The following is a 22,524-nucleotide window of genomic DNA, read 5'->3' on the forward strand; positions in this document are numbered from 1 at the left end:
GAGGATGATTTTTGTGGATCCGCTCCGTCATCCGCTTTTCATCAAGTTTATTGCGTACTTCAATGAGAATCAAGATTATTTTGAGTGCCACGAAGTGCTTGAGGATTATTGGAACCTCGTTGCGCCGAGGGATCGCGCACATCCGCTGGTCGGCTATATCCAGTCAGCTGTCGCGCTTTACCACTGGAGACGCGGTAATTTCCGCGGTGCCGCCAAACTTTTTCCGAAGGCGGAGCGTCTTCTCAGGCTGACGTTTGAAGACGGTTCCCCCTTCTCGGATGGCGTGGACTTGCCCGCCTTTCTGCGGAATATCCGGAAAGCGGCGGATGCCGTGGAGGACGGACTGCCTTTTGTAGCGTTTCCCATCAGGGTGACCGACTCCGCAATCCGTGATGCCGTATCGGAACTGGTCCAAAATGGAGCGATTCCGGACCTTACCGGGGCCCGTCTCATTCATAAACATATGCTCCGGGACAGGGGCCATATTCTGTCCGGGAATGAAAAAAGGAGGAGCAGTCGTCATTGACGGTCTGCTCCTCCTTCGATGATTTCCTGGCACTTCTCAAGAAACGGGCGTGTGGCTTCTGTCGGGACGATGGTTTTGCCCGGCATGATCGCCGCCAGTTTCGCCACCATCTCTTTTCCGACACCTTCGCCCCGGTGGGACGGGTTGACAGACAGATGGCAGACAGTGACACGGTCCCCGTCTAGTTCGACGCCGACCAGGCCGATAAAGTCCTCCCCGGTCTTCCAGAGATAAAGCTGGCTCTGATCGTCTGTCTCGTATCGGGTGATTGTCTCCTTCAGTTTCTTCACATCTTTTTCGCCGGGCATGAAGGACAAGAGGCCCATCGCGATTTTTTCGAGTGACTTTTTATAGCGCAGTAACATGGTCGGCTCCCTCTCTTCCGTATTCTCCGCTCGCTGTCAGCTTGCCGGAGGCCCGAAATTCGGGGCTATGTATATCCAGTATACAGCCCCCCAGGCCAACGCCATGAGTATGATGGCGATGAACAGGATGATGTTCCTCTTCCTCAACGCACCTCTTCCTTTCCGATACCGGCCGCCTCGAGCTCCAGACGGATCAGATCATCATACGTCTCACGGCGGATGGCCGCACGGTGGCTCCCGCCTTCGACGAATACAACGGCCGGGCGCGGCATCCGGTTATAATTGCTCGCCATGGCATAGCCGTAGGCACCCGTGCAGAAAACTGCGATCAGGTCGCCCGGCTCCACATCCGGAAGATAGGCCTGATCGATCAGCTTGTCGCCGGATTCGCAGCATTTGCCGGCAATCGTATAGGCAGAGGTATGCGGCTCGTCCATTCGGAGTGCCGCGGCGGATGAGTAGGCCGCGCCATACAGTGCGGGACGGATATTGTCGCTCATCCCACCGTCAACAGACAGGTAGGTACGGACATCGGGAACTTCCTTTTCAGATCCTGCGGTATAAAGTGTCGTGCCTGCTTCTCCGACGAGGGAGCGGCCCGGCTCGATCCAGAGTTCAGGCACCGGATAGTCAGACTCCGCTGCGGCTTCCTTCACCGTCCGGATCATGGCGCGGACATACTCCTCCGGTTCAAGAGGGTGGTCTTCTTCCGTATAACGGATACCGAAACCGCCCCCCAGATTCAGGACAGGGCAAATGTACCCGTGCCGCCCCTTCCATTCGGCGACTTTCCTCATGAGCGAGCCGGCAGCAAGGTTGAATGCCGCCGTATCGAAAATCTGGGAGCCGATATGGCAGTGCAGGCCGAGAATCCGCACCCGTCCTGCGCCTGAGAGTAGCCGGAACGCCTCGTCAGCCTGCCCATTGTTCAAGTCAAAGCCGAACTTGGAATCTTCCTGGCCGGTGGTGATAAAATCATGCGTATGTGCTTCAATGCCGGGTGTGACACGGATCAACACATCCATCGGCAACGACAGCTCTTCGGAAATCCGCGTGATCATGCCGATTTCATGGAAATTGTCCACCACGATGCAGCCGACGCCTTCCCGGAATGCCATGCGGATTTCTTCTTCGCTCTTGTTGTTTCCGTGGAAATGGATCCGGTCTGCAGGGTAGCCGGAGCGGATGGCGGTATACAACTCTCCTCCGGAGACGACGTCGAGCGACAGTCCTTCGTCCCTGACGATCCGGAACATCGCGATGCTGGAGAATGCCTTGCTCGCATACGCAACCTGGCCGCTGACCCCTTCTTCCTCGAAGGCTTTCAGGAACGAACGGGCGCGGTCCCGGACGAGCGCGATATCATAGACAATCAGCGGGGTACCGTAGACGCGTGCAAGCTCTTCCGCGTCCACCCCGCCGATTTCAAGATGTCCATTGCTGCTGATCTTCTGTGTTCCGTATAGATGCACGGTGCCTCATCCTTCCGGCTTAGTCTATTAAAACTTTACCATGAAGGGGGCGAACGTGCAATCTGGCTTTAACTGCGCTGCCTTCTGGGAGAATCCGTGATATAAGGCCTCAGTTCGCTTCCGATCATCGGATACCTGATCACTACACGGGAAAGTGCCTTCGGGAAAAACGGCGCGACCGGCCAAAGATACGGTACGCCCATCGGCTTGATGGAACAGAGATACCAGAAAAGGATTGCTCCACCCGCGAAAAAGCCGGCCGGACCTGCCAGAGCCGTCAGGATGAGTAGCACTGTCCGGAAAATTTTGGCCGAGATGCTCAGCTCATAAGAAGGGATGGCGAAAGTCACGACCGCGGTAAGTGCGACATACAGGATCACTTCCGCGGTGAACAGTCCGACATCGACCGCCATCTGCCCGAGAATCACCGCTGCAATCAGGCCGAGCGCCGTTGACAGAGGGGTCGGGGTATGAATGGCGGCGAGACGCATGAATTCCACCCCGACGTCGGCTGCGATAATCTGAAAAAGCAGCGGGATTTCACCATGTTCTTTCGGCCCGATAAAATCCAGCGCTTTCGGAACAAACTCCGGATACTTGACGAGCAAATACCAGAACGGGAGAAGAAACACGGCCATCAGCATACCGGAAAAGCGGATGGCGCGGACACCGGTTCCGATAAGCGGTGCCTGCCTGAATTCCTCCGCATGCTGAAGATGGTGGAAAATGGTGACCGGGATGAGCAGCACAGAAGGAGATGTATCGACGACAATCGCGATGTGACCTTCCAGCAGGTGGGCCGCAGCAATGTCCGGCCGCTCCGTGAAGCGCACAAACGGCACGGGATGGAACTTCTGCTTGAATAGCAGTTCTTCCAGCTGCTTGTCCGACATCGTCAGCCCGTCGTGATCGATTTCAGCAAGCCGGTTTCTTAGCATGTCCAGATGCTTCTCGCTTGCGACCCCCTTCAGGTAACCGATCGCGATGTCCGTCCGGCCCCGTTCCGTCACCCGCTGGATTTCAAATCTCAGCTGCGGATCCCGCAGCCGCCTCCTGATCAGAGCTGTATTCAGGACAATGTTTTCCGTAAAGCCGTCCCTTGACCCCCGTATGACTTTTTCATTGTCCGGTTCTTCCGGCTGCCTTCCCGGATATTCCCTGACGTCAGCCTGGAAAACAGAGCCGTCCTCCATCACGAATATAAGCTGGCCACTCAGGATGGAGTCGATCATGGTGTTTTTGTCTTTGCACGGTTCCATTGAATGAAACGGGAAGTAGGTCAGGAAATTCTCCCGGGTGATTTTCTCTTCGAGCTCATCCCAGATGTCTGTCATCTGCAGCGATGTCAGGAGCTGCACGGTGACGTCCGAATTGATCAGGCCGTTCATGTAAACGATCGTGGCCGGTTCCTGGCGGATGTGGATGTCCAGCATGACAAAATCATAGGACTCTCCTTTGCCGAATAATCCGCCGAGCTCCTTTTTTGCCTCTTCTCTGTTGTCATATAGCCGTTCGATCGTCAACCTTCTCCCTTCGTCTCCACCGGCTCCTTTGCAAGATCCGGCCTCATGTATGCCTTCATCTTGGCAAGGATCTTCTTCTCGAGCCGGGACACCTGAACCTGCGAAATGCCGAGTCTTTCGGCAATGTCGCTTTGTGTGCAGTCCATGTAGAACCTCATGACGATGATGGTCCTGTCCCTCGGATCGAGCCTTGAAATGATGTCTTTCAGCGGGATATGCTCGAACCCCTTTTCGGATCGTTCATCCCGGACCTGGTCCATCAGGGTGACCGAATCTCCCTCTCCCTCATACAGCTGTTCCTGAAGGGAGGCCGGATCTTTCATCGCATCCATGGCAACAATGACATCGGAAATCGGCACATCCAGTATGGCCGAGATTTCGGAAATCGTCGGTGAACGCTCGTGATCTTTGAGGAAATCGTCGGTCGCATGCCGGATCTTGAAGTTCAGCTCCCTGATCGACCGGCTCACTTTCACCATTCCGTCATCCCGGAGAAAACGCTGAATTTCCCCGATGATCATCGGAACGGCATACGTGGAGAACTTCACTTCAAAGCTCAAGTCGAACTTGTCGACCGCCTTGAGAAGGCCAATACAGCCGATCTGGTACAGGTCATCGAGCTCAACGCCCCTTGAGGAAAAGCGCTGCACAATGGACCAGACAAGCCTAGTATTGCCTTCGACCATGACCCGCCTGGCTTCGGCGTCACCCGACTGGGCTTCCCGGATCAGTTCCCTCATCGTTTCCTGTGTCAATAGTGGCGGTTTGCGCTGCTCCACATGCTCCTGCATCCGTCATCCCACCGAAGAGCAGGTTTCCTGCACGGGAGAGAATTTCTTCTTGAATGTTACGGTTGTCCCGCCGCCTTGGCGTGAATCGACCGATAGGCTATCCGTGAAGCTCTCCATGATCGTGAATCCCATACCGGACCGCTCCCGTTCCGGCTTTGATGTGTACATCGGCTGCATCGCCTCTTCCACATTTTCAATTCCGCCGCCTTCGTCACTGATGATGACTGTGACTTCCCGGCCGTTCAGCGTTGCATGCACGGTGACCACGCCGGAGCGATCTTCATCGTATCCATGAATGATTGCATTCGTTACCGCTTCGGAGATGACTGTCTTGTATTCCGAAATTTCCTCAAGGGTCGGGTCGAGTGCTGCCACAAAGAAGGTGAGTGTCATGCGGGCAAGCGCTTCATTCTCACTGATTGCGGCAAACGATAATTTCATTTCATTTTCCATGCAGGATCCCTCCCAGCCGTTTTATCGCATCTTCTTCCGTGCCTTCCATCAGATGACTGCCCAGGCCGGACAGCTCGAACATCTTTTTCATGGTCGGGGACGGATTCAGGATAACCGTTCCGCCTTCGACTGCACCAAGGTCTCTCATCCTTCCCAGGATCAGCCCGATTCCCGCGCTGTCCATAAACTGCAGGCTGCCGAGATTCCAGATGACTGCGTTGGCTTTTCCTCCAAAGATGAGCCGGCTTACTTCCCGTTTGATGCTGTCCGCCGTGTGGTGATCCAATTCTCCTGCAGGGCGGACAATCACGATTCCGCCAGTTGTCAATTTAATCTGATTCATATGGATGCCCCCTTTCGGCTCGTAATTCAACGGCCGCTTTCCGGATTCCTTGTACTCGACGAAAGTAGTGGAAATCCGGCAAATTTCGGCCATGACGGCCTTCGCCGTCCAAGCCTGCCCTGAATGGGCACGGAATATACATGGAAATTACAGTTACCGGATTGGGGCATGGAAGCCGGCAGGTTGCAAAGAGCAGGGTGGTTTCTTGACACTCAGGGATGGTTTCTTAAAACTCACAAAAAAACACTCCGGAAGATGGAGTGTTTTTCATAGAATGCTTCAGATTACAAAAAGGACCCGGAGAAGGATGTCTTCCGGATCCGTTGTTCAAGATGAATTAACTATAAAACACTTATTTACCGGATGTCGCCGTGGATGAGCGGTGGTGCTCCGATTTTTTCGGGGCCAACAGTGATGTGCTCGCGGAGCATGGCGAGTGCGGTGTCAGTGCCTTTGCCATTTGTATGGACCTCGGCAAGCGGTTCTCCTTTTGAAACTTGGTCGCCGACTTTCTTTTTCAGGACGATGCCGACGCCCAGATCGATCTGCTCGTCCTTGGTCGAGCGCCCAGCTCCGAGGTGCATGGCGGCAAGGCCGATGTCATCTGCGCCGATGGACTGAACGTAGCCGTCCGATTCGGCCTTGAATTCGATGATTTCCGAGGCCGACGGAAGTTTTTCCGGGTCGTCGACGATTTCCGGATTGCCGCCCTGGGCTTCAACGAACTTGCGGAACAGTGCAAGTGCTGATCCATCATAGATCACGTTTCGGATCATGCCTTCCGCTTCTTCGATGCTGCCGGCTTTTCCTCCTGCGACGACCATCCGGCTGCCGAGCTCGATGCAGAGCCGTGTGAGGTCTTCCGGGCCTTCGCCTCTTAGTGTCTCAATCGCTTCTTTCACCTCAAGAGCATTGCCGATTGCATAGCCGAGCGGCTGGCTCATGTCGGAAATGACCGCCATCGTCCTGCGTCCGACGGCATTGCCGATGCCGACCATGGCCTCTGCAAGTTGCCGGGCTTCTTCTTCCGTCTTCATGAAAGCGCCTTCGCCGGTCTTCACATCAAGAACGATGGCATCTGCTCCTGCAGCAATCTTCTTGCTCATGATGGAACTTGCGATCAGCGGGATGCTATCGACGGTCGCTGTCACGTCACGCAGGGCGTACAGCTTTTTGTCAGCCGGGGTGAGGTTCCCGCTTTGGCCGATGACCGCAAGCTTCAGATTGTTCACCTGGTCGGCAAACTGTTTTTCCGTCAGCTCGATATGGAATCCGCCGATCGCCTCCAGCTTATCTAGCGTTCCCCCCGTGTGGCCGAGGCCTCGGCCGCTCATCTTGGCGACCGGCACGCCGCACGCCGCGACGATCGGTCCGAGAATCAGTGTCGTCGTGTCACCGACTCCGCCTGTGGAGTGCTTGTCTACGAGGGTGCCTTCGATGCCGGACAGGTCGATCCGGTCTCCCGAGTCGACCATGGCTTCGGTCAGCATCGCTTGTTCTTCCTTTTCCATCCCTTCGAAGTAGATGGCCATCAGAAGCGCGCTTGCCTGGTAATCCGGGACGGAATCATCCGTAATTCCATTGATGAAGAACCGGATTTCCTCTTCAGTCAGCCTGCCTCCATCCCGCTTTTTCGTGATGATGTCTACCATTCTCATGTCCATCAACCTACTTTCATTTTAAAAATGGAAGATAGCTTTCACCGAACTCCGGCATGCTGACGCCAAAATTATCCGCGATGGTGGCACCGACGGAAGCAAAGGTCTTCTGAAGCGGAAGTTCGCCGCCTTCTGTAAACCTCGGTGAAGCCATGATGACCGGGACGTACTCACGGGTGTGATCGGTCCCCGGCGCCGTCGGATCGTTGCCGTGGTCTGCCGTAATGATCAGCAGATCATCTTCCCTGAGAGCATTCATGATCTCAGGCATACGCGCGTCAAACTCGGCAAGGGCGTTGCCGTAGCCTTCCGGGTCGCGGCGGTGGCCGAAGAGCGCATCAAAGTCAACAAGATTTGTGAACGAGAGCCCCTTGAAATCCCGGTTCATCACTTCAAGCAGCTTGTCGACGCCGTCCATATTGGAAGAGGTGCGGACCGCATCCGTTACGCCTTCCCCGTTAAAGATATCGGAAATTTTCCCGACCGCAATCACGTCATGGCCGCTGTCTTCCAGTTCGTTCATGACGGTGCGTCCAAACGGTTTGAGCGCATAATCATGGCGGTTGGTTGTGCGTGTGAAGTTACCCGGCTCTCCGATGAATGGGCGGGCGATGACCCGGCCGACCAGATACTCCGGCTTCAGCGTGATCTCTCTTGCAATCTCGCAGATTTCGTAAAGCTCCTCTATCGGGATGACCCCTTCGTGCGCGGCAATCTGCAGTACCGGGTCGGCCGATGTATAGACGATCAGGTCGCCCGATTCCATATGGAGCGGTCCGAGCTCATCAATGATGACGGTTCCGCTGGCAGGCTTATTGCCGATCACCCGTCGTCCTGTCCGCTCCTCAAGTTCGCGGATCAGGCCATCAGGAAACCCCTCCGGATAAACCTTGAACGGTTTGTCGATGTTCAGGCCCATGATTTCCCAATGCCCTGTCATCGTATCCTTGCCGACTGAGGCTTCCTGCATGCGCCCATAATAGCCGGACGGTTTTTCTGCTGCCTCAAGCCCCTTTAGCGGGCGGATGTTGGCGAGGCCGAGCCCTGCCATGTTCGGCATGTTGATTCCGCCTGTCGCTTCTGCGATATGGCCGAGTGTGTCCGCTCCTTCATCACCGAAATCGGCAGCATCCGGAGCTTCGCCGATGCCGACCGAGTCGAGAACAATCAGATGGATTCGATTAAATGGTTGCGCTGTCATTGTCGCAAAACCTCCTTGGCACTTCTTATACCCATTACAGAATTACTGTACCACAAATCAGAGGTCTGACGTCACGTTTTGCCCGTTTTACGCACGGGGATGAAACTTGCTGTAGACATCCTTAAGCCGGGTCTTGCTGACATGGGTGTATATCTGTGTTGTCGAGATGTCGGCATGTCCGAGCATTTCCTGGATCGCACGAAGGTCCGCGCCATTCTCCACAAGATGCGTGGCAAATGAATGCCGCAGAGTGTGCGGAGTGAGCTCTTTCGTGATACCCGCTTTTTTCGCATGCTGATTCAACAGCTTCCAGACTCCCTGGCGTGTCAGGCGTCCGCCCCGTGAATTGACGAACAGCGCATCCTGTGACCGGTCCCCCTTCAGCATCAGTGGCCTTGCCTGCTCCACATATGCCGTGACCGCGTCGATCGCATTCCTGCCTAGCGGAACGATCCGTTCCTTGCCGCCCTTACCGAACACGCGGGCAAATCCCATGGACAGATGGACATCCCCGGTATTCATCCCGATGCACTCGCTGACACGCATGCCGGTCCCGTACAGCATTTCCAGCATGGCCCGGTCCCTTATACCCGCAGGTTTTGAACGGTCCGGAGCGGCGATGAGCGAGTCGACTTCCCCGACGGACAGCACCCGCGGCAGTTTCATCTCGAGTTTCGGAAGATCCAGCTGGATGGTCGGATCGGTCGTGGTGATCCGCTCCCTTACCAGGAACTGATGGAAAGAGCGGATTGAGGAGATATGCCGGGAAATCGTCCTGGGCGATTTCCCGCCTCGCTCCAAAACTTGCAGGTAGCCGAGGATATGCGCACGGGTGACGCCATCCAGGCTGCCGGGCTGCACCTCTTTTTCCAGATAGCGGATGTAGCCAAGAAGGTCCCTTTTGTAAGACCCGATCGTATTTTCCGCCAGCTGGCGCTCGACTCTCAAAAAATGAAGGTAGTCGTTCAGCGCGTCTTCCGCCTCTTTCATATTCTCTCCCCTTTCCGGACTGATCCATATGAAAAAAGGACAGCTTTCGCCATCCTGTCCGTTTCTGTTATTCTCATTCTTTCTCTTCATTTCCTTCACCGCAGCGGCTGCAGATGCCGTGGAATGTAAGCCTGTGGTCCTTGATGCGGAAATTCCAGCGGTCTTCGACAATCTGTTCGACGTCACCCAGCAGATCTTCCTGGATTTCATCCACCGCACCGCACTCGATGCACACTAGATGGTGATGGAAATGGGCGGCACCTTCCTGCCGCAGATCAAAGCGGGATACGCCGTCCCCAAAGTTGATCTTGTCGACGACTTTCAGTTCAGTCAGCAGCTCCAGTGTCCGATAGACAGTTGCAAGCCCGATTTCGGGCGATTTTTCTTTGACGAGCAGATAGACATCCTCTGCGCTGAGGTGGTCTTCCTCATGCTCCAGCAGTACAGAGACCGTGGCTTCGCGCTGGGGCGTCAGTTTGTATTTCGCATTGTGGAGCTGCTTTTTTATGCGTTCGATCCTGCTTTCCATGAGACGCCCCCCTCAAACTGTACTTATTATATCAACCTGGCCGGCTGGTTACAAGAGTTCCAGCACATTAACGACAATCATTACAATATGATTATCATTTTCAATTATCAAGGAAAATGAACAGGCCGATTTCCGATGCAAGGATGGCAGCGGAAAGTGCAGCGACCCGAATCACTGCTTCTTTCCGGTGTCTGCTGAAATATTTTTTCAGCATAAATGGAGGCGAGAGATTCATGCAGAACACGATGTACAGCATTGTGAGCAGAAGCTGGGCGGGAAACCACCAGGCGGCATAAAACGTGATTGCCCCATCCTGGCTGATCAGGTAGGTCGAAGCAAAGCCGAAAAACACGGTTCTCAGGCCGGCGACGAACATGACCGCGTGCCGCAGTGCAGCGTGGGATGCCAGGAACAGGGCCAGTCCATGAAACGCCAGAAAAGCAAGGATAGCCCGGTACGGTTTCGCCGGTGTCACAAGATCGAGGCGCGGATCAAGAAAGACGGTGACTGTTTCCGACATGCCCGCTTCTGCAAAGCGGAACAGGACAGTACCGCCCGTAAATCCGATAATAAGTAATGTAAGCAGGTAAAGAAAAGGGAGCGATCGCTGCATGGGCTGCACCTCCGGAGGATTTGTACAACCTATGCCTGTCCGCTCCCTGACATGTCATTTCCTTCTGCCGGACCGCTCCGCCCAAAGAATGGCGAAAGCCGTTTTTGCGTCACGGATTTGTCCTTCATCAAGCATCACGACCGCTTCTTCCAGAGGGATTTCCAGCAGCTCGACGAACTCATCTTCGTCGCCTTGCGCCGGATTGTCGACTTTATGGAGGCCGGTCGCGGCGAACAGATGAATCGTCTCATCGGCAAATCCCGGTGAAGTCGCAAATGTCATCACCGGCTCCAACTTGTCGCTTGAATAGCCGGTCTCCTCTTCCAGTTCCCTTCTGGCCGTCACTTCAGGCGCTTCCCCGGGCTCAAGCTTTCCGGCCGGCACTTCCAGAAGGGTCGTGCCCAGCGCCTTCCGGTATTGTTCAACCATGACAATCTTTCCATCATCGGTGATCGGAATCAGAGCCACTGCGCCCGGATGCCTGACAAGCTCCCTTTTCGAAGGCTTTCCGTCCGGCAGGATCACATCGTCGATTTCAAGGCGGATGATTTTCCCGTCGTAGACAGTCTCCGTATGTATTGTCCGTTCCTCAAACTTATCCATTGGACCATCCCTTTCTGTTGGTCGTCCTTGCGCATTCATTATACTATGGATTCGGGAGGAGATACGATGAAGACACGGAAACTTGGCAAGACCGGTCCGGTTATATCGGAAATCGGACTTGGATGCATGTCGCTTCCGGATGATGCCGGCAAAGCGGAGCGCATCGTTCAGGCGGCACTGGACGCCGGAATCAACTATTTCGACACTGCCGACCTGTATGGACGCGGCAGAAATGAGGAATTGCTCGGCAAGGCATTTGGCAACAGGCGGCAGGACATCATCCTTGCCACCAAGGTAGGCAACAGCTGGACCGATGGCAAGGAGGGATGGGAATGGGATCCGTCACCTGGCCATATCCGCAAATCCGTGCACAACAGCCTGAAACGCCTTGGCACCGACTATATTGATGTTTACCAACTGCACGGCGGGACTGCGGAAGATGACCTCGATGCCATCATCAGTGTGTTCGACGACCTGAAACGGGAAGGACTGATCCGCCATTACGGAATTTCATCCATCCGCCCGAATGTTTTTTTGCCATTTTTGAAGAACAGCTCCGCGGTTTCGAACATGATGCAGTATAGCCTGCTTGACCGAAGGCCGGAGGAATGGTTCGCCGACATCAGCGATGCAGGTGCTTCTGTCGTCGCGCGCGGGCCGCTGGCAAAAGGACTCCTGACATCCGAAGCGGAAAAACGGGTTGAGGCGGCGGACGGGTATCTCTCGTACTCGTCCGGTGAACTCCGTAAACTGATTGCCGGGTTCGGAAGGCTGACGGGCGCTCTTCATTCGGCGGCTCTCGCATTTGTCCTCGAAAACGGCGCGGTGGCTTCTGCCATCACGGGGGCGAGCAGTGAAGAACAGCTGCACGAGACTCTCAACGCTTATGACAGCATGCCCGACAGCGAAACCGTCCGGACTTATGCCGCCCTTACAGCCGAAGATCGATATGAAAAGCACCGGGAATGATGTCCCGGTGCTTTTTTGGCGGACGGTTTTTAATACTTGGAGCCCTTGTCGCCGTATTGATCAAGAAGTTCTCCGAACGACATGGTCTTTTCCCGTTCACGGCGCTCTTTCGCCTTCTGAGCGAGGCGTCTTTCCTCTTCTTCCTTCTCGGTTTTGAGGAGCGCCAGTTTGGCTTTCTTCAGTTGATCCAGTGTATCCCCGCCGAGTCCGTCAGCGAGTGTCGGCCGGCCGTCCTGCTTCTGGGCAGCCGCTTTCCGCTGCCGCGGTTTCTTTTTGGACACACAATCACCTTCTTTCCATCATTCACGGACGGCGCACGACTGTCGCGACCCCCTGGCCGCCACCGATGCACAGTGTGGCAAGCCCCGTCTTGGCATCACGCCGCTTCATCTCATGCAGCAGCGTCACGAGAATCCGCGCACCACTAGCACCGATCGGGTGGCCGAGCGCAATCGCGCCGCCATTGACATTCAGTTTATCATGGTCGAACTTCAGCTCACGGTCGACGGCAATCGATTGTGCCGCGAATGCTTCGTTCGCTTCGACAAGATCCATGTCCCCGAGCTCCAGTCCGGCTTTGTCCAATGCCTTTCTCACTGCCTGGACCGGGCCGATGCCCATCACGGCCGGGTCCACTCCGGCATTGCCATTTGCGGCAATAACCGCGAGCGGATCGATGCCAAGCTCATCGGCCTTTTCTTTGGACATGACGACAAATGCCGCCGCACCGTCATTGATGCCGGAAGCATTCCCTGCAGTGACGCTTCCCTCTTTTTTAAATGCCGGGCGGAGCTTCGCCAGCTTTTCCGCCGTAGAGCCCGCCTTCACGTGCTCGTCGTTTTTAAAGAGGATCGGATCTCCCTTGCGTTGCGGGATTTCAACAGGAACAATCTCCTCCTCGAAGCGTCCTGCTTCGATGGCAGCCGCCGCCCGCTCTTGTGAACGCGCCGCGAACCTATCCTGTTCCTCACGGCTGATACCATACCGATCACACAGGTTCTCTGCCGTGATGCCCATATGATAGTCGTTGAAAGCGCACCAGAGGCCGTCCGAAAGCATGCTGTCGATCAATTTCTGGTCACCCATCTTGAAGCCGTCACGTGCCCCTTTAAGGAGGTGCGGTGCCTGGCTCATATTTTCCATGCCTCCTGCAACAACGATGTCGGCTTCCCCCGCCTTGATCGCCTGTGCAGCCAGATGAACCGCTTTCAATCCGGAACCGCACACTTTGTTGATTGTCAGAGACGGAACCGCTTCCGGAAGTCCGGCCTTGATGGATGCCTGGCGGGCCGGGTTTTGTCCGAGTCCTGCCTGGAGCACATTGCCCATGATCACTTCATCTACTTGCTCCCCGTCCACGCCGGCGCGGGAAAGCGCTTCCCGGATTGCGATGCCCCCCAGTTCAGTTGCCGGAATGTCCTTCAGCGATCCCAGAAATGTGCCGATTGCCGTACGTACAGCGCTTGCGATAACCACTTCTTTTGCCATTTCCCCATCTCCCCTTTACATTCATCCTCTTATTGCCTTGCCCCGCTCCGTCCGCATCCTTACAATTGGATACAAGGAGGGGGTTTGTCATGTTAAGTCTACCAAAAAAAGTGTCGATTATCGAGGTAGGGCCGAGAGACGGTCTGCAGAATGAGAAAAACCAGGTCCCGACGGATGTGAAGCTTCACTTTATCCGCGCGCTGCAGGATGCGGGTGTCGGCGAAATGGAGCTTACATCTTTCGTATCGCCTAAATGGGTGCCGCAGATGGGGGATGCGGCAGACATCATGGCCGGGGCAAAGCGGATCGGCAGACAGTTCGTTCTTGCACCAAACGAGCGGGGAATTGCCAATGCAAGAGCTGCGGGGGCAGATAGCATCGCCGTGTTTGTGGGTGTGACGGATGCATTTAATAAGAAAAACATTAATAGGACGACAGATGAAAGCATGGAGCAGCTGACTCCGCTCATTCAAAAGATGAAAGAGGACGGCCTGTTCGTGCGCGCCTGCATTTCGACTGCATTTCACTGCCCGTTCGAAGGCCCGGTTGATCCCGAACGCACAGTGAATCTGTGCAAACGCTTCGCAAGACTGGGCGTGGATGAATTAAGCGTGGCCGATACGATCGGGATGGCGACGCCTCAAGAAAGTGAGCTCCTGTTCAGCCGCCTGAAGGAAGAACTCCCGGATATTTTGATGACAGCGCACTTCCACGACACTCGCAAAATGGCGCTCGCCAATATCTTTGCGTCACTTCAGGCAGGCGTCGACCGGTTTGATGCATCGGCCGGCGGACTGGGCGGCTGCCCGTTCGCCCCGGGTGCCACTGGCAACGTCGCGACCGAGGATGTGGTCAATATGCTGGAGCGGATGGACATCGATACAGGCATTTCGGTTGAAGGCATTTGCCGTGCGGTCGACGTAGTGGCGTCTCACGTTTCACGCCCAATTTCCACGGGCATGTATACACTGTATAAGAACGCACATCGTATAGGATAAGAACGAATCTTAACTTGGAAGGAGGCCATTTAATTCTATGGGAAATCGCACGAAGCGCTGGCTGACGGCTACCGGTATCGTGACGGGCATCTCGGCTGCTGTCGGATCGGCCATCGGCCTCCTTGCCACAAACCGGCTGATGTACATGAAAAAGAAAGAGGACGACGTGATTCTCCAGCGGGAAATTTCCGCAAAACGCTTTGATGAGGGCTGGTACAACGCCGTCCGCAAATCCGAGCGCTGGGTGGATTCGCCAAATGGATACCGGCTTAAAGCAGTGCTGCTCGAGCCGCTGGATACGAACCATTATGTCGTCATTTCCCACGGCGTCACGGAAAACAAAATCAACTCGGTCAAATACGCCCGGGTGTTTGAGCGGCTCGGATTCAACTCCGTGATCTATGACCACCGCCGCCACGGGGATTCGGAGGGCCGGACGACAAGCTTCGGCCATTATGAAAAGACCGATCTTGGCGCAATCATGGATGAGCTCCGGGGGTACGCCGGGAAACATGCCATCATTGGCGTACACGGGGAATCGATGGGCGCTGCGACAGCTCTGCTGTATGCCGGGAGTGTCGGGGACGAAGCCGACTTCTACATAGCCGACTGCCCGTTCTCGGACTTTACCGAGCAGGTTCTTCATATTCTGAGGCGATCGACGCCACTCCGGACAGGTTTTGCAATCCGGCTCGCCAACGTTTTTCTTAAAGTGCGGGACGGTTATACGCTCGATCTCGTCTCCCCGAGACAGTCGGTCGTCAATATCAGGAGGCCGGTGCTTTTCATCCACAGCCTGGAAGACGACTTTATCCTGCCGGCGATGACGAAGGAACTTTATGAGCTGAAGCCGGAGCCCAAATCAATCCGGCTGTTCGAAAAGGGCGCACATGCCCAGTCCTATAATGAAAACGCCGAGGAATATGAACAGGCGATCAGGTCTTTCCTGCACGAACACGGATTGCTCCCCAATGATGCCGAGGACAGGCCGGGAATCGCCTGATCGAGCCGGAAGCCCTCCCTTTACTTTTTGCAGGGGAGGGCTTTTGCATGCTCATTTTTTTACTTTTCGAATGAGACGCCGCACAAGCGAGAGGCTTGGTAACCATTCGGTCATCCGTAGTGGCGGTTGAAACGGGAGGATGAATACGGATTCGCGGAGGAACAGAACCAGCGGCGGCTAAGATCAGGAATCGCTTTCATGGACTCCTGATAGGTGCCCCTTGCTCCATTTCTTGCCCGGGCAGTTTAATTCTTTAATTCCCTGCTATTCCGGTTTTGCGGAAACAAATAAAACGCCCTTCCGGAGGAAGGACGCCGCCATTATTTATCGTTCATTTTGTTCATCTGTGCCAGCATCTGATTGATTTTCTTCTGGGAAGGTTTCATCCCCATCTGCATCATCAGCATACGCAGCATCTGTTCATTGATCGGCGGGTTCTCTTTCAGGTAATTCATCATATATCTTCGCGCGATGAAAAAGCCGAGAGCCGTCCCGGCAAGCAACGCGACGATGAGCAGAATGATCCACCAAACGGTCGCCATTGTGGTTCCTCCTTCGTGCCATCAGTTTCACGGTATGTGCACCAAGGAGAAGTATACAACATTCTGAAGTCAGATACTACTATTTCCGCATAATTGGCGGCTTGGCCCGACTCCGTTTTCCCAGAATCTCACCGGCTTCAGCCAGCCGCATTCTCCGCTTTTCCCGCGGACCGCAAAGTAGCCCCCGCTGATGCCGGAAAGACCCGCGAACAGATCCAGATCAAGCATTCTGGTGCCATCGCATCGCGCAGTGAGGCTGTAGTCGCCGAAGCCGATCCGGATTGTGCCCTTCACAGGATGGTGGAGACGGAGCAGCCCCCCCTCCCGCCCCACCTCCGGAAACCGCCTGTCCATCCTCCGCCTCAGCTGGAACATGATCCGGTCCGGGTCGACCTCATGGCAGAGAAACCGCACTTCCGAGCTTTCTTCCCCCTCCACCGCAAGCAGCTCTTCCAGCAGCCGTTCCCGCCCAAGGATAAACGGCTGGTGGTCGTTTTTCACTTCGTAAATGATATATTCGCGCATGACTGCCACCCCTTTTTCAACATCATATCCCGTGATGCAAAAAAAAGATGTCAGAGTGCGGAGAAGAACCCCTCTAGTTTTGTCGAATTGTCCGGAGGCGGGTTGGGTCTGCATCGACGCACAAAAAAGGAAGGCCTCCCGGAGGGCGCCTTCCTTTTTGAACATTAAAGTTGCTTAAATCGTGCTGCCACATTTTCCGGTGTAAAGCCGTACTCTTTCATGACAGTGCCGCCCGGTGCGCTTGCGCCAAATGTATCGATGGCGAGGACATCGCCTTCGAAGCCGGTGTACTTGTGCCACCCGAGGGAAGCGCCCATTTCGATTGCAAGACGTTTTGTCACGGTCTTCGGAAGAATTTCTTCCTTGTATGCCGCATCCTGCTCCTCGAAGCGGTCCCATGATGGCATCGATACGACGCGGACACGGATGCCTTCCCCAAGAAGCTGCTTTTGGGCTTCAATGGCAAGGCTGACCTCCGACCCGGTTGCGAGAAGGATTCCATCAGGCTTGCCGCTATCGGCATCGGAAACAATGTAAGCTCCCTTTTCGACGCCAGCCATCGCACGTTGCGCGGAGTGCTCGAGCACCGGCAGGTTCTGACGGGAAAGCACGAGTACCGTCGGCTTGTTTTCCGATGAAACTGCCAGTTTCCAGGCAGCAGCCGTTTCATTCCCGTCAGCCGGGCGGATGACCGAAAGACCCGGCATTGCGCGGAGGGAAGCCAGATGTTCGACCGGTTCGTGAGTCGGGCCGTCTTCACCGACCGCGATGCTGTCGTGAGTGAACACATAAGTGACCGGCACACCCATGAGTGCTGACAGACGGACTGCAGGGCGCACATAATCGCTGAAGACGAAGAACGTGCCGCCGAACACCCGGAGCCCGCCGTGGAGCGCCATGCCATTGAGTGCTGCCCCCATCGCGAATTCACGGACCCCGAACCAGATGTTGCGGCCGCCGTAGTTGTCGGGAAGGAAGTCGCCGGCCCCCTTGATCGTTGTCTTGTTCGATCCTGCAAGGTCGGCACTGCCGCCGAACAGAGAAGGAACAGATTCCGCCAGGGCATTGATCATATCGCCGGACGCACTGCGTGTCGCGACGGACTTGCCGGTTTCGTAGGTCGGCAGGTTTTCTGCGAAGTCTTCGGGCAGCTTTCCTTCAAGTGCTGCTTTAAGCTGGGCCGCTTGTTCAGGGAAAGCTTCCTCGTATGCCGCAAACCGCTCGTTCCATTGCTTTTCGGCCTGCTTGCCGTTTTCTTCCGCAGCCTTGCGGAATGTCTCGTATACTTCTTCAGGTACATGGAAGTCTTCCTCGAATGTCCAGTTGTAGTACTCTTTGGCGAGTTTCATCTCGTCTTCACCCAGAGGAGCGCCATGAACATCCGCTTTGCCTGATTTGTTCGGCGAACCGTAGCCGATGATCGTTTTCACTTCAATCAGGGTAGGGCCGCCCGTGTTTCCTTTCGCCTCTTCGATCGCCAGTGAAACCGCATCGATATCATTCCCGTCTTCGACACGGAGATAGTTCCAGCCGTAGGATTCAAAGCGCTTCCGGATGTCTTCCGTAAAGCTCATGTCGAGTTCCCCGTCAAGGGAGATGTCATTGCTGTCATAAAGGACGATCAGCTTGTCCAGCTTCAGGTGGCCTGCAAGCGAGATTGCCTCAGAAGCGACTCCTTCCATCAGGTCGCCGTCGCCGCATAGTGCGTACGTATAATGGTCGACAACCTCATGGCCGTCCTTGTTGTAGGTTGCAGCAAGATGGCGTTCTGCCATCGCCATGCCCACTGCCATGCCAATTCCCTGGCCAAGCGGTCCCGTAGTCGCTTCCACGCCGTCAGTATGGCCGTATTCCGGGTGGCCTGGTGTCTTGGAACCCCACTGGCGGAAGTTTTTGATCTCATCCATCGGCAGATCGTAGCCCCCAAGATGGAGCAGGGAATAAAGGAGCATCGACCCGTGTCCCGCGGAGAGGACAAAGCGGTCCCTGTTGAACCACTGAGGATTCGACGGGTTGTGCTTCATATGTTTTGTCCAAAGAGTGTAAGCCATCGGAGCGGCGCCCATCGGAAGACCCGGGTGGCCGGAGTTGGCTTTCTCGATTGCATCGATGGACAGAGTCCGGATCGTGGTGATTGCAAGTGCATCGGCATGATTCGCCATCTTTCGACATCCTTTCACGAACAAATAGTTAAACCTTTTTAAGTGTAGACGAGCCCGGCATTCTTTACAACCGGATTACGTCTTCATCGGGCTCAGTTCGGGAATTTGTTGGATCTGAGCCGTTTCACTTTGTCCGGAGTAATATCATTGCCCTCCGGGTCGATGACCGTGACGTTCTCGATCGTCTTCTTCATATTGGAGCGGAAAGTCTCCAAGTATTCCTTGCGGAGTGAGGTTTGTTCTTTCGCTTCTTCCAACGTCAGTCCGACCGTTTTCTTCTTTTTCGCCAGTTCATTGATCCGGGCGAGCTTTTCGGGTGAAAGCATGAAATCTCCCCTTTCCATTTCACCTAAAGATAAGAAAAAAAAGAGACGAGCGCAACTCATTCGCTCGTCTTTGGGGTTTCTGCATATTCTCTGTAACGCCGGTGCACCGTCGCTTTGCTGACGTCATGGCCCAGTCCTCTCAGCGTCGAAGCAATTTCCTCGAAAGTCAGCCCTTTCTGCCGGAGGCTTACGATCTCCGCAAGCGGAACATCAATCCGCTCGCGGCCTTCGGGATTACCCCGTTTTTTCAGGTTCCGTTCAGGCCGGTACCCTTTCTCCACCGCACGGCGCATGCCACGCCGGATTTTTGCGTTATGCATCTTCCTTTGATATTCCTCGACGATCGCAAGAATATCCAGAAGCATCGTATCCATCTCGTTCAGGGCAACAGGTCCCTTGTCTGTATAGGTATAGGTGGAGGCTCCTGCTTTCTGAAGGAGATGAAGTACTGCCACGCGGGCGTTTCCCCGGCCGAGACGGGTTTCATCTTGGACGAGGACGATATCTGCCGACCCTTCCCTGACGTAGTCGATCAGGTCCAGCAGGCCGTCTCGATCCATGTCATAGCCGCTGTGCCGGTCCGAGAAGACGCCTGTCACGGAAAGGCCCAGCTCATCGGCGAATGCGCTCAGCTCTTCCTCCTGCCGCTCCAGCGACATGTCCTGGGTCTCTTTTTCTGTGCTTACCCGGCAGTAGATGGCACATGTGCGCGCAGGCTTCACTCTTCCTCACCGGCCAGCTGGATATCATCCGAATAGTTGACTTTTGAGGGGATGAGCAGCGTCTCCCCTGCCAGGATGGTAGAGTCTTTTTTGTTGTTCAGTTTAATCACTTCTTCTATCCATAAGTCGGCCGGAAGTGTAGTGCCGGCTCCCTGATGGAGGGCGAACAAGGTGTCCCCATGATTCACCCGGATTTCAGCGGTATGCAACGGCTCGGTTTCCTCCTGTCCCGGAAGCATTGCTACTGATACAACAGCGATTACAAAGAGAAATATAATGTAGGAATAATTACGGATGATGATCATGCCAGGCCCTCCTCAAAAATTCGAATGTCTGTTCGCATGTTATTCACATCATAAGGCGAACAAACGTTTTTGTCAAGACATTTTCTCGAACCTATGTTTGCATTTCATTGAGACGGCTGATATACTTGAACCAATCAGAAAACGTGAAAAGAAGAGGTGAATCCGTTTGAAGAAAATGTCGAAGAGGCAGGAAGCGATTCTGACTTTCATCAAGGAAGAGGTCAGGGCAAAAGGCTATCCGCCTTCTGTCCGGGAGATTGGTGAAGCAGTCGGGCTCGCTTCCAGCTCGACGGTCCACGGCCACCTGGCACGCTTGGAAAACAAGGGGCTCATCCGCAGGGATCCGACCAAGCCGCGCGCGATCGAGATTTTGGAGGCCGGCGACACCATTCCGAAAGCAAGTGTCCTCCAAGTGCCGATTGTCGGAAAGGTCACGGCCGGTCAACCGATCACGGCTGTCGAAAATATCGAAGAGTACTTTCCTCTCCCCGACCAGTACGGCAGCTCGGATGACCAGCTCTTCATGCTGGAGATCATGGGTGAATCCATGATCGAAGCCGGCATCCTGAACGGCGACTACGTCGTCGTCCGCCAGCAGAGCACCGCCAACAACGGCGAAATCGTCGTCGCGATGACAGAAGAGGATGAAGCGACCGTCAAGCGCTTCTTCAAGGAGGACGGACATTTCCGTCTCCAGCCGGAGAACGCCTCGATGGACCCGATTATTGTCGACCAGGTGTCCATCCTCGGAAAAGTGGTCGGTGTATATCGCCACGTCCAGTAAACAGCATTAAAATACACAGCCTGCAGGGAAAATCACTGCAGGCTGTGTCTGTTTTTTTGGCAAGCGTTTTTTCTTTTTTGCTCCCTGAGATTCATATAAAACGGCAACGGCAGGCCGGAAAACAGATGGTGAATCTGTTGAGTGCGGAAACACACCGACCGCCATCACCTTTGCAGAAAGGACAAAGCGTGATTTTTAGAACTGAGCCGGGAACAGTCATGGTGGCATTGGAAAATCTATCAATCGGAAAGGGAGCGCAGCATCGCCTGCTGCGCTCCCTTTGCCTGATCGTCAGTACATTTTCATGTACTGCTCCCGTTCCCATGGATGGACAGTCGTGCGGAACATATTCCACTCCGCCTCTTTCGTGTCCATGAAGTTTTTATAAATATGCTTTCCTAGGGCGCGCTGGATCACTTCGTCATCCGCAAGTGCGTCAAGCGCTTCCTTCAGACTCGCCGGCAAATCCTCGATGCCCATGCTCCTGCGTTCCCGGAGGCTCATCTCATAGATGTTCTGGTCGACCGACTCCGGCGGTTCCATGCCGCTCCGGATGCCTTCGAGACCAGCTCCGAGCAGGACCGCCATCGCCATATACGGATTCGCCGCGGGATCGACCGAACGCACTTCAATGCGCGTGCTCAGCCCACGGGAAGTCGGGATGCGGATCAGCGGGCTCCGGTTTGTCCCCGACCAGGCGACGTAGACCGGTGCCTCATAGCCCGGCACCAGGCGCTTGTAGGAGTTGACAGTCGGGTTGGCAATGGCCGTGAATCCGTGCGCGTGCTGAAGCAGGCCTGCCATGAACTGATAAGCGACACGGCTCAGTCCCTCTTCTCCGTCCGGATCTTCGAAGACGTTTTCGCTTTCCTTGAAGAGCGACATATTGACGTGCATGCCCGAACCGGCCACTCCGAACAGCGGCTTTGGCATGAAGGTAGCATGAAGGCCATGCTTGCGGGCGATTGTCTTGACGACAAGCTTGAATGTCTGGATATTGTCGCACGCACGGATGGCATCCGCGTACTTGAAATCAATTTCGTGCTGGCCCGGGGCGTTCTCGTGATGGGAAGCCTCGATTTCAAAGCCGAGCGCTTCCAATTCGAGAACGATGTCCCTGCGGCAGTTCTCGCCAAGATCGGTCGGTGCGAGGTCGAAGTAACCGCCATAATCGTTCAGCTCAAGGCTCGGCTCGCCGTTCATATCGAGCTTAAAAAGAAAGAATTCCGGCTCCGGCCCGATATTGAACTTGGTAAATCCGAGCTCCTCCATCTCTTTGAGCACACGTTTTAAGTTGCTTCGCGGATCCCCTTCAAAAGGCGTGCCGTCCGCACGGTGGACATCGCAGATCAGCCGGGCGACTTTTCCGGAGCCTGTGTCCCACTGGAAAACTGTCCAAGTGTCCATGTCCGGCACGAGATACATGTCAGACTCCTCGATCCGGACAAACCCTTCGATCGACGATCCGTCAAACATCATTTTGTTGTCCAGCGCCTTGTCAATCTGGGACACCGGGATTTCAACGTTCTTCACTGTCCCGAGGATGTCCGTAAATTGCAGTCGGATAAAATTCACATTCTGTTTTTGTATGTCGTTTTTAATGTCTTCCTTTGTTATTTTGGCCACGTTACCA

The 22,524-nt window shown here is 54.9% G+C and carries 26 protein-coding genes; 5 read left to right on the forward strand and 21 right to left on the reverse strand.

Features of this window, described 5'->3' with window-relative positions; genetic code table 11:
- Positions 1–13: 13 nt before the first annotated feature.
- The gene (locus tag BLT01_RS04990) at positions 14–526 is read left to right on the forward strand and encodes a DUF309 domain-containing protein (RefSeq protein ID WP_176765049.1); all 513 of its coding nucleotides are present in this window, start codon (positions 14–16) and stop codon (positions 524–526) included.
- Here the strand turns inward: BLT01_RS04990 and BLT01_RS04995 are convergent.
- The 12 genes from BLT01_RS04995 to BLT01_RS05050 all read right to left on the reverse strand — a co-directional run bounded on the left by BLT01_RS04995 (position 520) and on the right by BLT01_RS05050 (position 11,067).
- The gene (locus BLT01_RS04995) at positions 520–891 is read right to left on the reverse strand and encodes a GNAT family N-acetyltransferase (RefSeq protein ID WP_092095255.1); all 372 of its coding nucleotides are present in this window, start codon (positions 889–891) and stop codon (positions 520–522) included. The two genes, BLT01_RS04990 and BLT01_RS04995, sit on opposite strands and share 7 nt — an antisense overlap.
- Before the next feature lie 143 nt (positions 892–1,034).
- Entirely contained in the window at positions 1,035–2,363 is a 1,329-nt protein-coding gene (gene lysA / locus BLT01_RS05000) for a diaminopimelate decarboxylase (protein WP_092095257.1), read from the reverse strand.
- 68 nt (positions 2,364–2,431) lie between these two features.
- Entirely contained in the window at positions 2,432–3,886 is a 1,455-nt protein-coding gene (locus BLT01_RS05005) for a spore germination protein (RefSeq protein WP_092095260.1), read from the reverse strand.
- Positions 3,883–4,677 (reverse strand): SigF/SigG family RNA polymerase sporulation sigma factor, encoded by a 795-nt coding sequence (locus BLT01_RS05010; protein ID WP_092095262.1) that lies wholly within the window; start codon positions 4,675–4,677, stop codon positions 3,883–3,885. Before BLT01_RS05010 ends, BLT01_RS05005 begins: the two co-directional genes overlap by 4 nt.
- A gap of 3 nt (positions 4,678–4,680) precedes the next feature.
- On the reverse strand, positions 4,681–5,130 hold the full coding sequence (spoIIAB, locus tag BLT01_RS05015; protein WP_092095264.1) for an anti-sigma F factor: 450 nt from the start codon (positions 5,128–5,130) through the stop codon (positions 4,681–4,683).
- Positions 5,120–5,473, reverse strand: coding sequence for an STAS domain-containing protein (locus tag BLT01_RS05020; RefSeq protein ID WP_092095426.1), 354 nt, complete (start codon positions 5,471–5,473; stop codon positions 5,120–5,122). Before BLT01_RS05020 ends, spoIIAB begins: the two co-directional genes overlap by 11 nt.
- Positions 5,474–5,829: 356 nt before the next feature.
- Positions 5,830–7,131 carry a pyrimidine-nucleoside phosphorylase gene (locus BLT01_RS05025; RefSeq protein WP_092095429.1) on the reverse strand — a complete coding sequence of 434 codons (1,302 nt, stop codon included), beginning with the start codon at positions 7,129–7,131 and terminating at the stop codon, positions 5,830–5,832.
- Positions 7,132–7,147: 16 nt separating this feature from the next.
- The gene (gene deoB, locus BLT01_RS05030) at positions 7,148–8,332 is read right to left on the reverse strand and encodes a phosphopentomutase (protein ID WP_092095266.1); all 1,185 of its coding nucleotides are present in this window, start codon (positions 8,330–8,332) and stop codon (positions 7,148–7,150) included.
- An 87-nt stretch (positions 8,333–8,419) separates the two neighbouring features.
- Positions 8,420–9,322 carry a site-specific tyrosine recombinase XerD gene (gene xerD / locus BLT01_RS05035; RefSeq protein ID WP_092095269.1) on the reverse strand — a complete coding sequence of 301 codons (903 nt, stop codon included), beginning with the start codon at positions 9,320–9,322 and terminating at the stop codon, positions 8,420–8,422.
- Between the two features lie 73 nt (positions 9,323–9,395).
- On the reverse strand, positions 9,396–9,851 hold the full coding sequence (gene fur / locus BLT01_RS05040) for a ferric iron uptake transcriptional regulator (RefSeq protein ID WP_092095272.1): 456 nt from the start codon (positions 9,849–9,851) through the stop codon (positions 9,396–9,398).
- 100 nt (positions 9,852–9,951) lie between these two features.
- Positions 9,952–10,464, reverse strand: coding sequence for a hypothetical protein (locus BLT01_RS05045; protein ID WP_092095275.1), 513 nt, complete (start codon positions 10,462–10,464; stop codon positions 9,952–9,954).
- A 54-nt stretch (positions 10,465–10,518) separates the two neighbouring features.
- The gene (locus tag BLT01_RS05050) at positions 10,519–11,067 is read right to left on the reverse strand and encodes an NUDIX hydrolase (RefSeq protein ID WP_092095277.1); all 549 of its coding nucleotides are present in this window, start codon (positions 11,065–11,067) and stop codon (positions 10,519–10,521) included.
- Between the two features lie 66 nt (positions 11,068–11,133).
- On the opposite strand from BLT01_RS05050, the gene BLT01_RS05055 reads away from it, so the two are divergent.
- On the forward strand, positions 11,134–12,036 hold the full coding sequence (locus tag BLT01_RS05055; protein WP_092095279.1) for an aldo/keto reductase: 903 nt from the start codon (positions 11,134–11,136) through the stop codon (positions 12,034–12,036).
- Between the two features lie 29 nt (positions 12,037–12,065).
- On the opposite strand, the gene BLT01_RS05060 is transcribed toward BLT01_RS05055, so the two are convergent.
- Positions 12,066–12,317, reverse strand: coding sequence for a DUF3886 domain-containing protein (locus BLT01_RS05060; RefSeq protein WP_092095281.1), 252 nt, complete (start codon positions 12,315–12,317; stop codon positions 12,066–12,068).
- 22 nt (positions 12,318–12,339) lie between these two features.
- Positions 12,340–13,524: an acetyl-CoA C-acetyltransferase gene (locus BLT01_RS05065; RefSeq protein ID WP_092095283.1), complete on the reverse strand. Its 1,185-nt coding sequence runs from the start codon at positions 13,522–13,524 to the stop codon at positions 12,340–12,342.
- 89 nt (positions 13,525–13,613) lie between these two features.
- On the opposite strand from BLT01_RS05065, the gene BLT01_RS05070 reads away from it, so the two are divergent.
- Positions 13,614–14,522 carry a hydroxymethylglutaryl-CoA lyase gene (locus tag BLT01_RS05070; RefSeq protein ID WP_092095285.1) on the forward strand — a complete coding sequence of 303 codons (909 nt, stop codon included), beginning with the start codon at positions 13,614–13,616 and terminating at the stop codon, positions 14,520–14,522.
- Between the two features lie 37 nt (positions 14,523–14,559).
- Positions 14,560–15,525 carry an alpha/beta hydrolase gene (locus tag BLT01_RS05075; RefSeq protein WP_092095287.1) on the forward strand — a complete coding sequence of 322 codons (966 nt, stop codon included), beginning with the start codon at positions 14,560–14,562 and terminating at the stop codon, positions 15,523–15,525.
- A gap of 320 nt (positions 15,526–15,845) precedes the next feature.
- Here BLT01_RS05075 and BLT01_RS05080 read toward each other — a convergent pair whose 3' ends face one another.
- The 6 genes from BLT01_RS05080 to BLT01_RS05105 form a co-directional block, all read right to left on the reverse strand.
- Positions 15,846–16,067 (reverse strand): YneF family protein, encoded by a 222-nt coding sequence (locus BLT01_RS05080; RefSeq protein WP_092095289.1) that lies wholly within the window; start codon positions 16,065–16,067, stop codon positions 15,846–15,848.
- A 69-nt stretch (positions 16,068–16,136) separates the two neighbouring features.
- Positions 16,137–16,592, reverse strand: a complete 456-nt coding sequence (locus BLT01_RS05085) for a sporulation inhibitor of replication protein SirA (protein WP_143020580.1) — start codon at positions 16,590–16,592, stop codon at positions 16,137–16,139.
- Between the two features lie 164 nt (positions 16,593–16,756).
- On the reverse strand, positions 16,757–18,754 hold the full coding sequence (tkt, locus tag BLT01_RS05090) for a transketolase (RefSeq protein ID WP_092095295.1): 1,998 nt from the start codon (positions 18,752–18,754) through the stop codon (positions 16,757–16,759).
- Positions 18,755–18,846: 92 nt separating this feature from the next.
- The gene (locus BLT01_RS05095; protein ID WP_092095297.1) at positions 18,847–19,080 is read right to left on the reverse strand and encodes a DUF896 domain-containing protein; all 234 of its coding nucleotides are present in this window, start codon (positions 19,078–19,080) and stop codon (positions 18,847–18,849) included.
- A 56-nt stretch (positions 19,081–19,136) separates the two neighbouring features.
- Complete coding sequence (locus tag BLT01_RS05100; protein WP_092095299.1) at positions 19,137–19,802, reverse strand: YneB family resolvase-like protein; 666 nt, start codon at positions 19,800–19,802, stop codon at positions 19,137–19,139.
- Complete coding sequence (locus BLT01_RS05105) at positions 19,799–20,107, reverse strand: hypothetical protein (RefSeq protein WP_092095301.1); 309 nt, start codon at positions 20,105–20,107, stop codon at positions 19,799–19,801. Before BLT01_RS05105 ends, BLT01_RS05100 begins: the two co-directional genes overlap by 4 nt.
- Before the next feature lie 166 nt (positions 20,108–20,273).
- Between BLT01_RS05105 and lexA the strand changes: the two genes are divergently transcribed.
- The gene (lexA, locus tag BLT01_RS05110; RefSeq protein WP_092095303.1) at positions 20,274–20,891 is read left to right on the forward strand and encodes a transcriptional repressor LexA; all 618 of its coding nucleotides are present in this window, start codon (positions 20,274–20,276) and stop codon (positions 20,889–20,891) included.
- Between the two features lie 291 nt (positions 20,892–21,182).
- Here lexA and glnA read toward each other — a convergent pair whose 3' ends face one another.
- Entirely contained in the window at positions 21,183–22,517 is a 1,335-nt protein-coding gene (gene glnA, locus BLT01_RS05115) for a type I glutamate--ammonia ligase (RefSeq protein WP_092095305.1), read from the reverse strand.
- Between the last annotated feature and the right edge of the window lie 7 nt (positions 22,518–22,524).

Origin of the sequence: Bhargavaea beijingensis, assembly GCF_900101985.1 — a bacterium.
Lineage (GTDB): Bacteria > Bacillota > Bacilli > Bacillales_A > Planococcaceae > Bhargavaea > Bhargavaea beijingensis.

Bases quoted from the DNA above. Each gene is read 5' to 3' on its own strand.
- BLT01_RS04995 (WP_092095255.1), bottom strand. From the start codon at position 891: ATGTTACTGCGCTATAAAAAGTCACTCGAAAAAATCGCGATGGGCCTC.
- BLT01_RS05010 (WP_092095262.1), bottom strand. From the start codon at position 4,677: ATGCAGGAGCATGTGGAGCAGCGCAAACCGCCACTATTGACACAGGAA.
- spoIIAB (WP_092095264.1), bottom strand. From the start codon at position 5,130: ATGGAAAATGAAATGAAATTATCGTTTGCCGCAATCAGTGAGAATGAA.
- BLT01_RS05020 (WP_092095426.1), bottom strand. From the start codon at position 5,473: ATGAATCAGATTAAATTGACAACTGGCGGAATCGTGATTGTCCGCCCT.
- BLT01_RS05025 (WP_092095429.1), bottom strand. From the start codon at position 7,131: ATGAGAATGGTAGACATCATCACGAAAAAGCGGGATGGAGGCAGGCTG.
- deoB (WP_092095266.1), bottom strand. From the start codon at position 8,332: ATGACAGCGCAACCATTTAATCGAATCCATCTGATTGTTCTCGACTCG.
- xerD (WP_092095269.1), bottom strand. From the start codon at position 9,322: ATGAAAGAGGCGGAAGACGCGCTGAACGACTACCTTCATTTTTTGAGA.
- fur (WP_092095272.1), bottom strand. From the start codon at position 9,851: ATGGAAAGCAGGATCGAACGCATAAAAAAGCAGCTCCACAATGCGAAA.
- BLT01_RS05045 (WP_092095275.1), bottom strand. From the start codon at position 10,464: ATGCAGCGATCGCTCCCTTTTCTTTACCTGCTTACATTACTTATTATC.
- BLT01_RS05050 (WP_092095277.1), bottom strand. From the start codon at position 11,067: ATGGATAAGTTTGAGGAACGGACAATACATACGGAGACTGTCTACGAC.
- BLT01_RS05055 (WP_092095279.1), top strand. From the start codon at position 11,134: ATGAAGACACGGAAACTTGGCAAGACCGGTCCGGTTATATCGGAAATC.
- BLT01_RS05065 (WP_092095283.1), bottom strand. From the start codon at position 13,524: ATGGCAAAAGAAGTGGTTATCGCAAGCGCTGTACGTACGGCAATCGGC.
- BLT01_RS05070 (WP_092095285.1), top strand. From the start codon at position 13,614: ATGTTAAGTCTACCAAAAAAAGTGTCGATTATCGAGGTAGGGCCGAGA.
- BLT01_RS05075 (WP_092095287.1), top strand. From the start codon at position 14,560: ATGGGAAATCGCACGAAGCGCTGGCTGACGGCTACCGGTATCGTGACG.
- BLT01_RS05080 (WP_092095289.1), bottom strand. From the start codon at position 16,067: ATGGCGACCGTTTGGTGGATCATTCTGCTCATCGTCGCGTTGCTTGCC.
- BLT01_RS05085 (WP_143020580.1), bottom strand. From the start codon at position 16,592: ATGCGCGAATATATCATTTACGAAGTGAAAAACGACCACCAGCCGTTT.
- tkt (WP_092095295.1), bottom strand. From the start codon at position 18,754: ATGGCGAATCATGCCGATGCACTTGCAATCACCACGATCCGGACTCTG.
- BLT01_RS05095 (WP_092095297.1), bottom strand. From the start codon at position 19,080: ATGCTTTCACCCGAAAAGCTCGCCCGGATCAATGAACTGGCGAAAAAG.
- BLT01_RS05105 (WP_092095301.1), bottom strand. From the start codon at position 20,107: ATGATCATCATCCGTAATTATTCCTACATTATATTTCTCTTTGTAATC.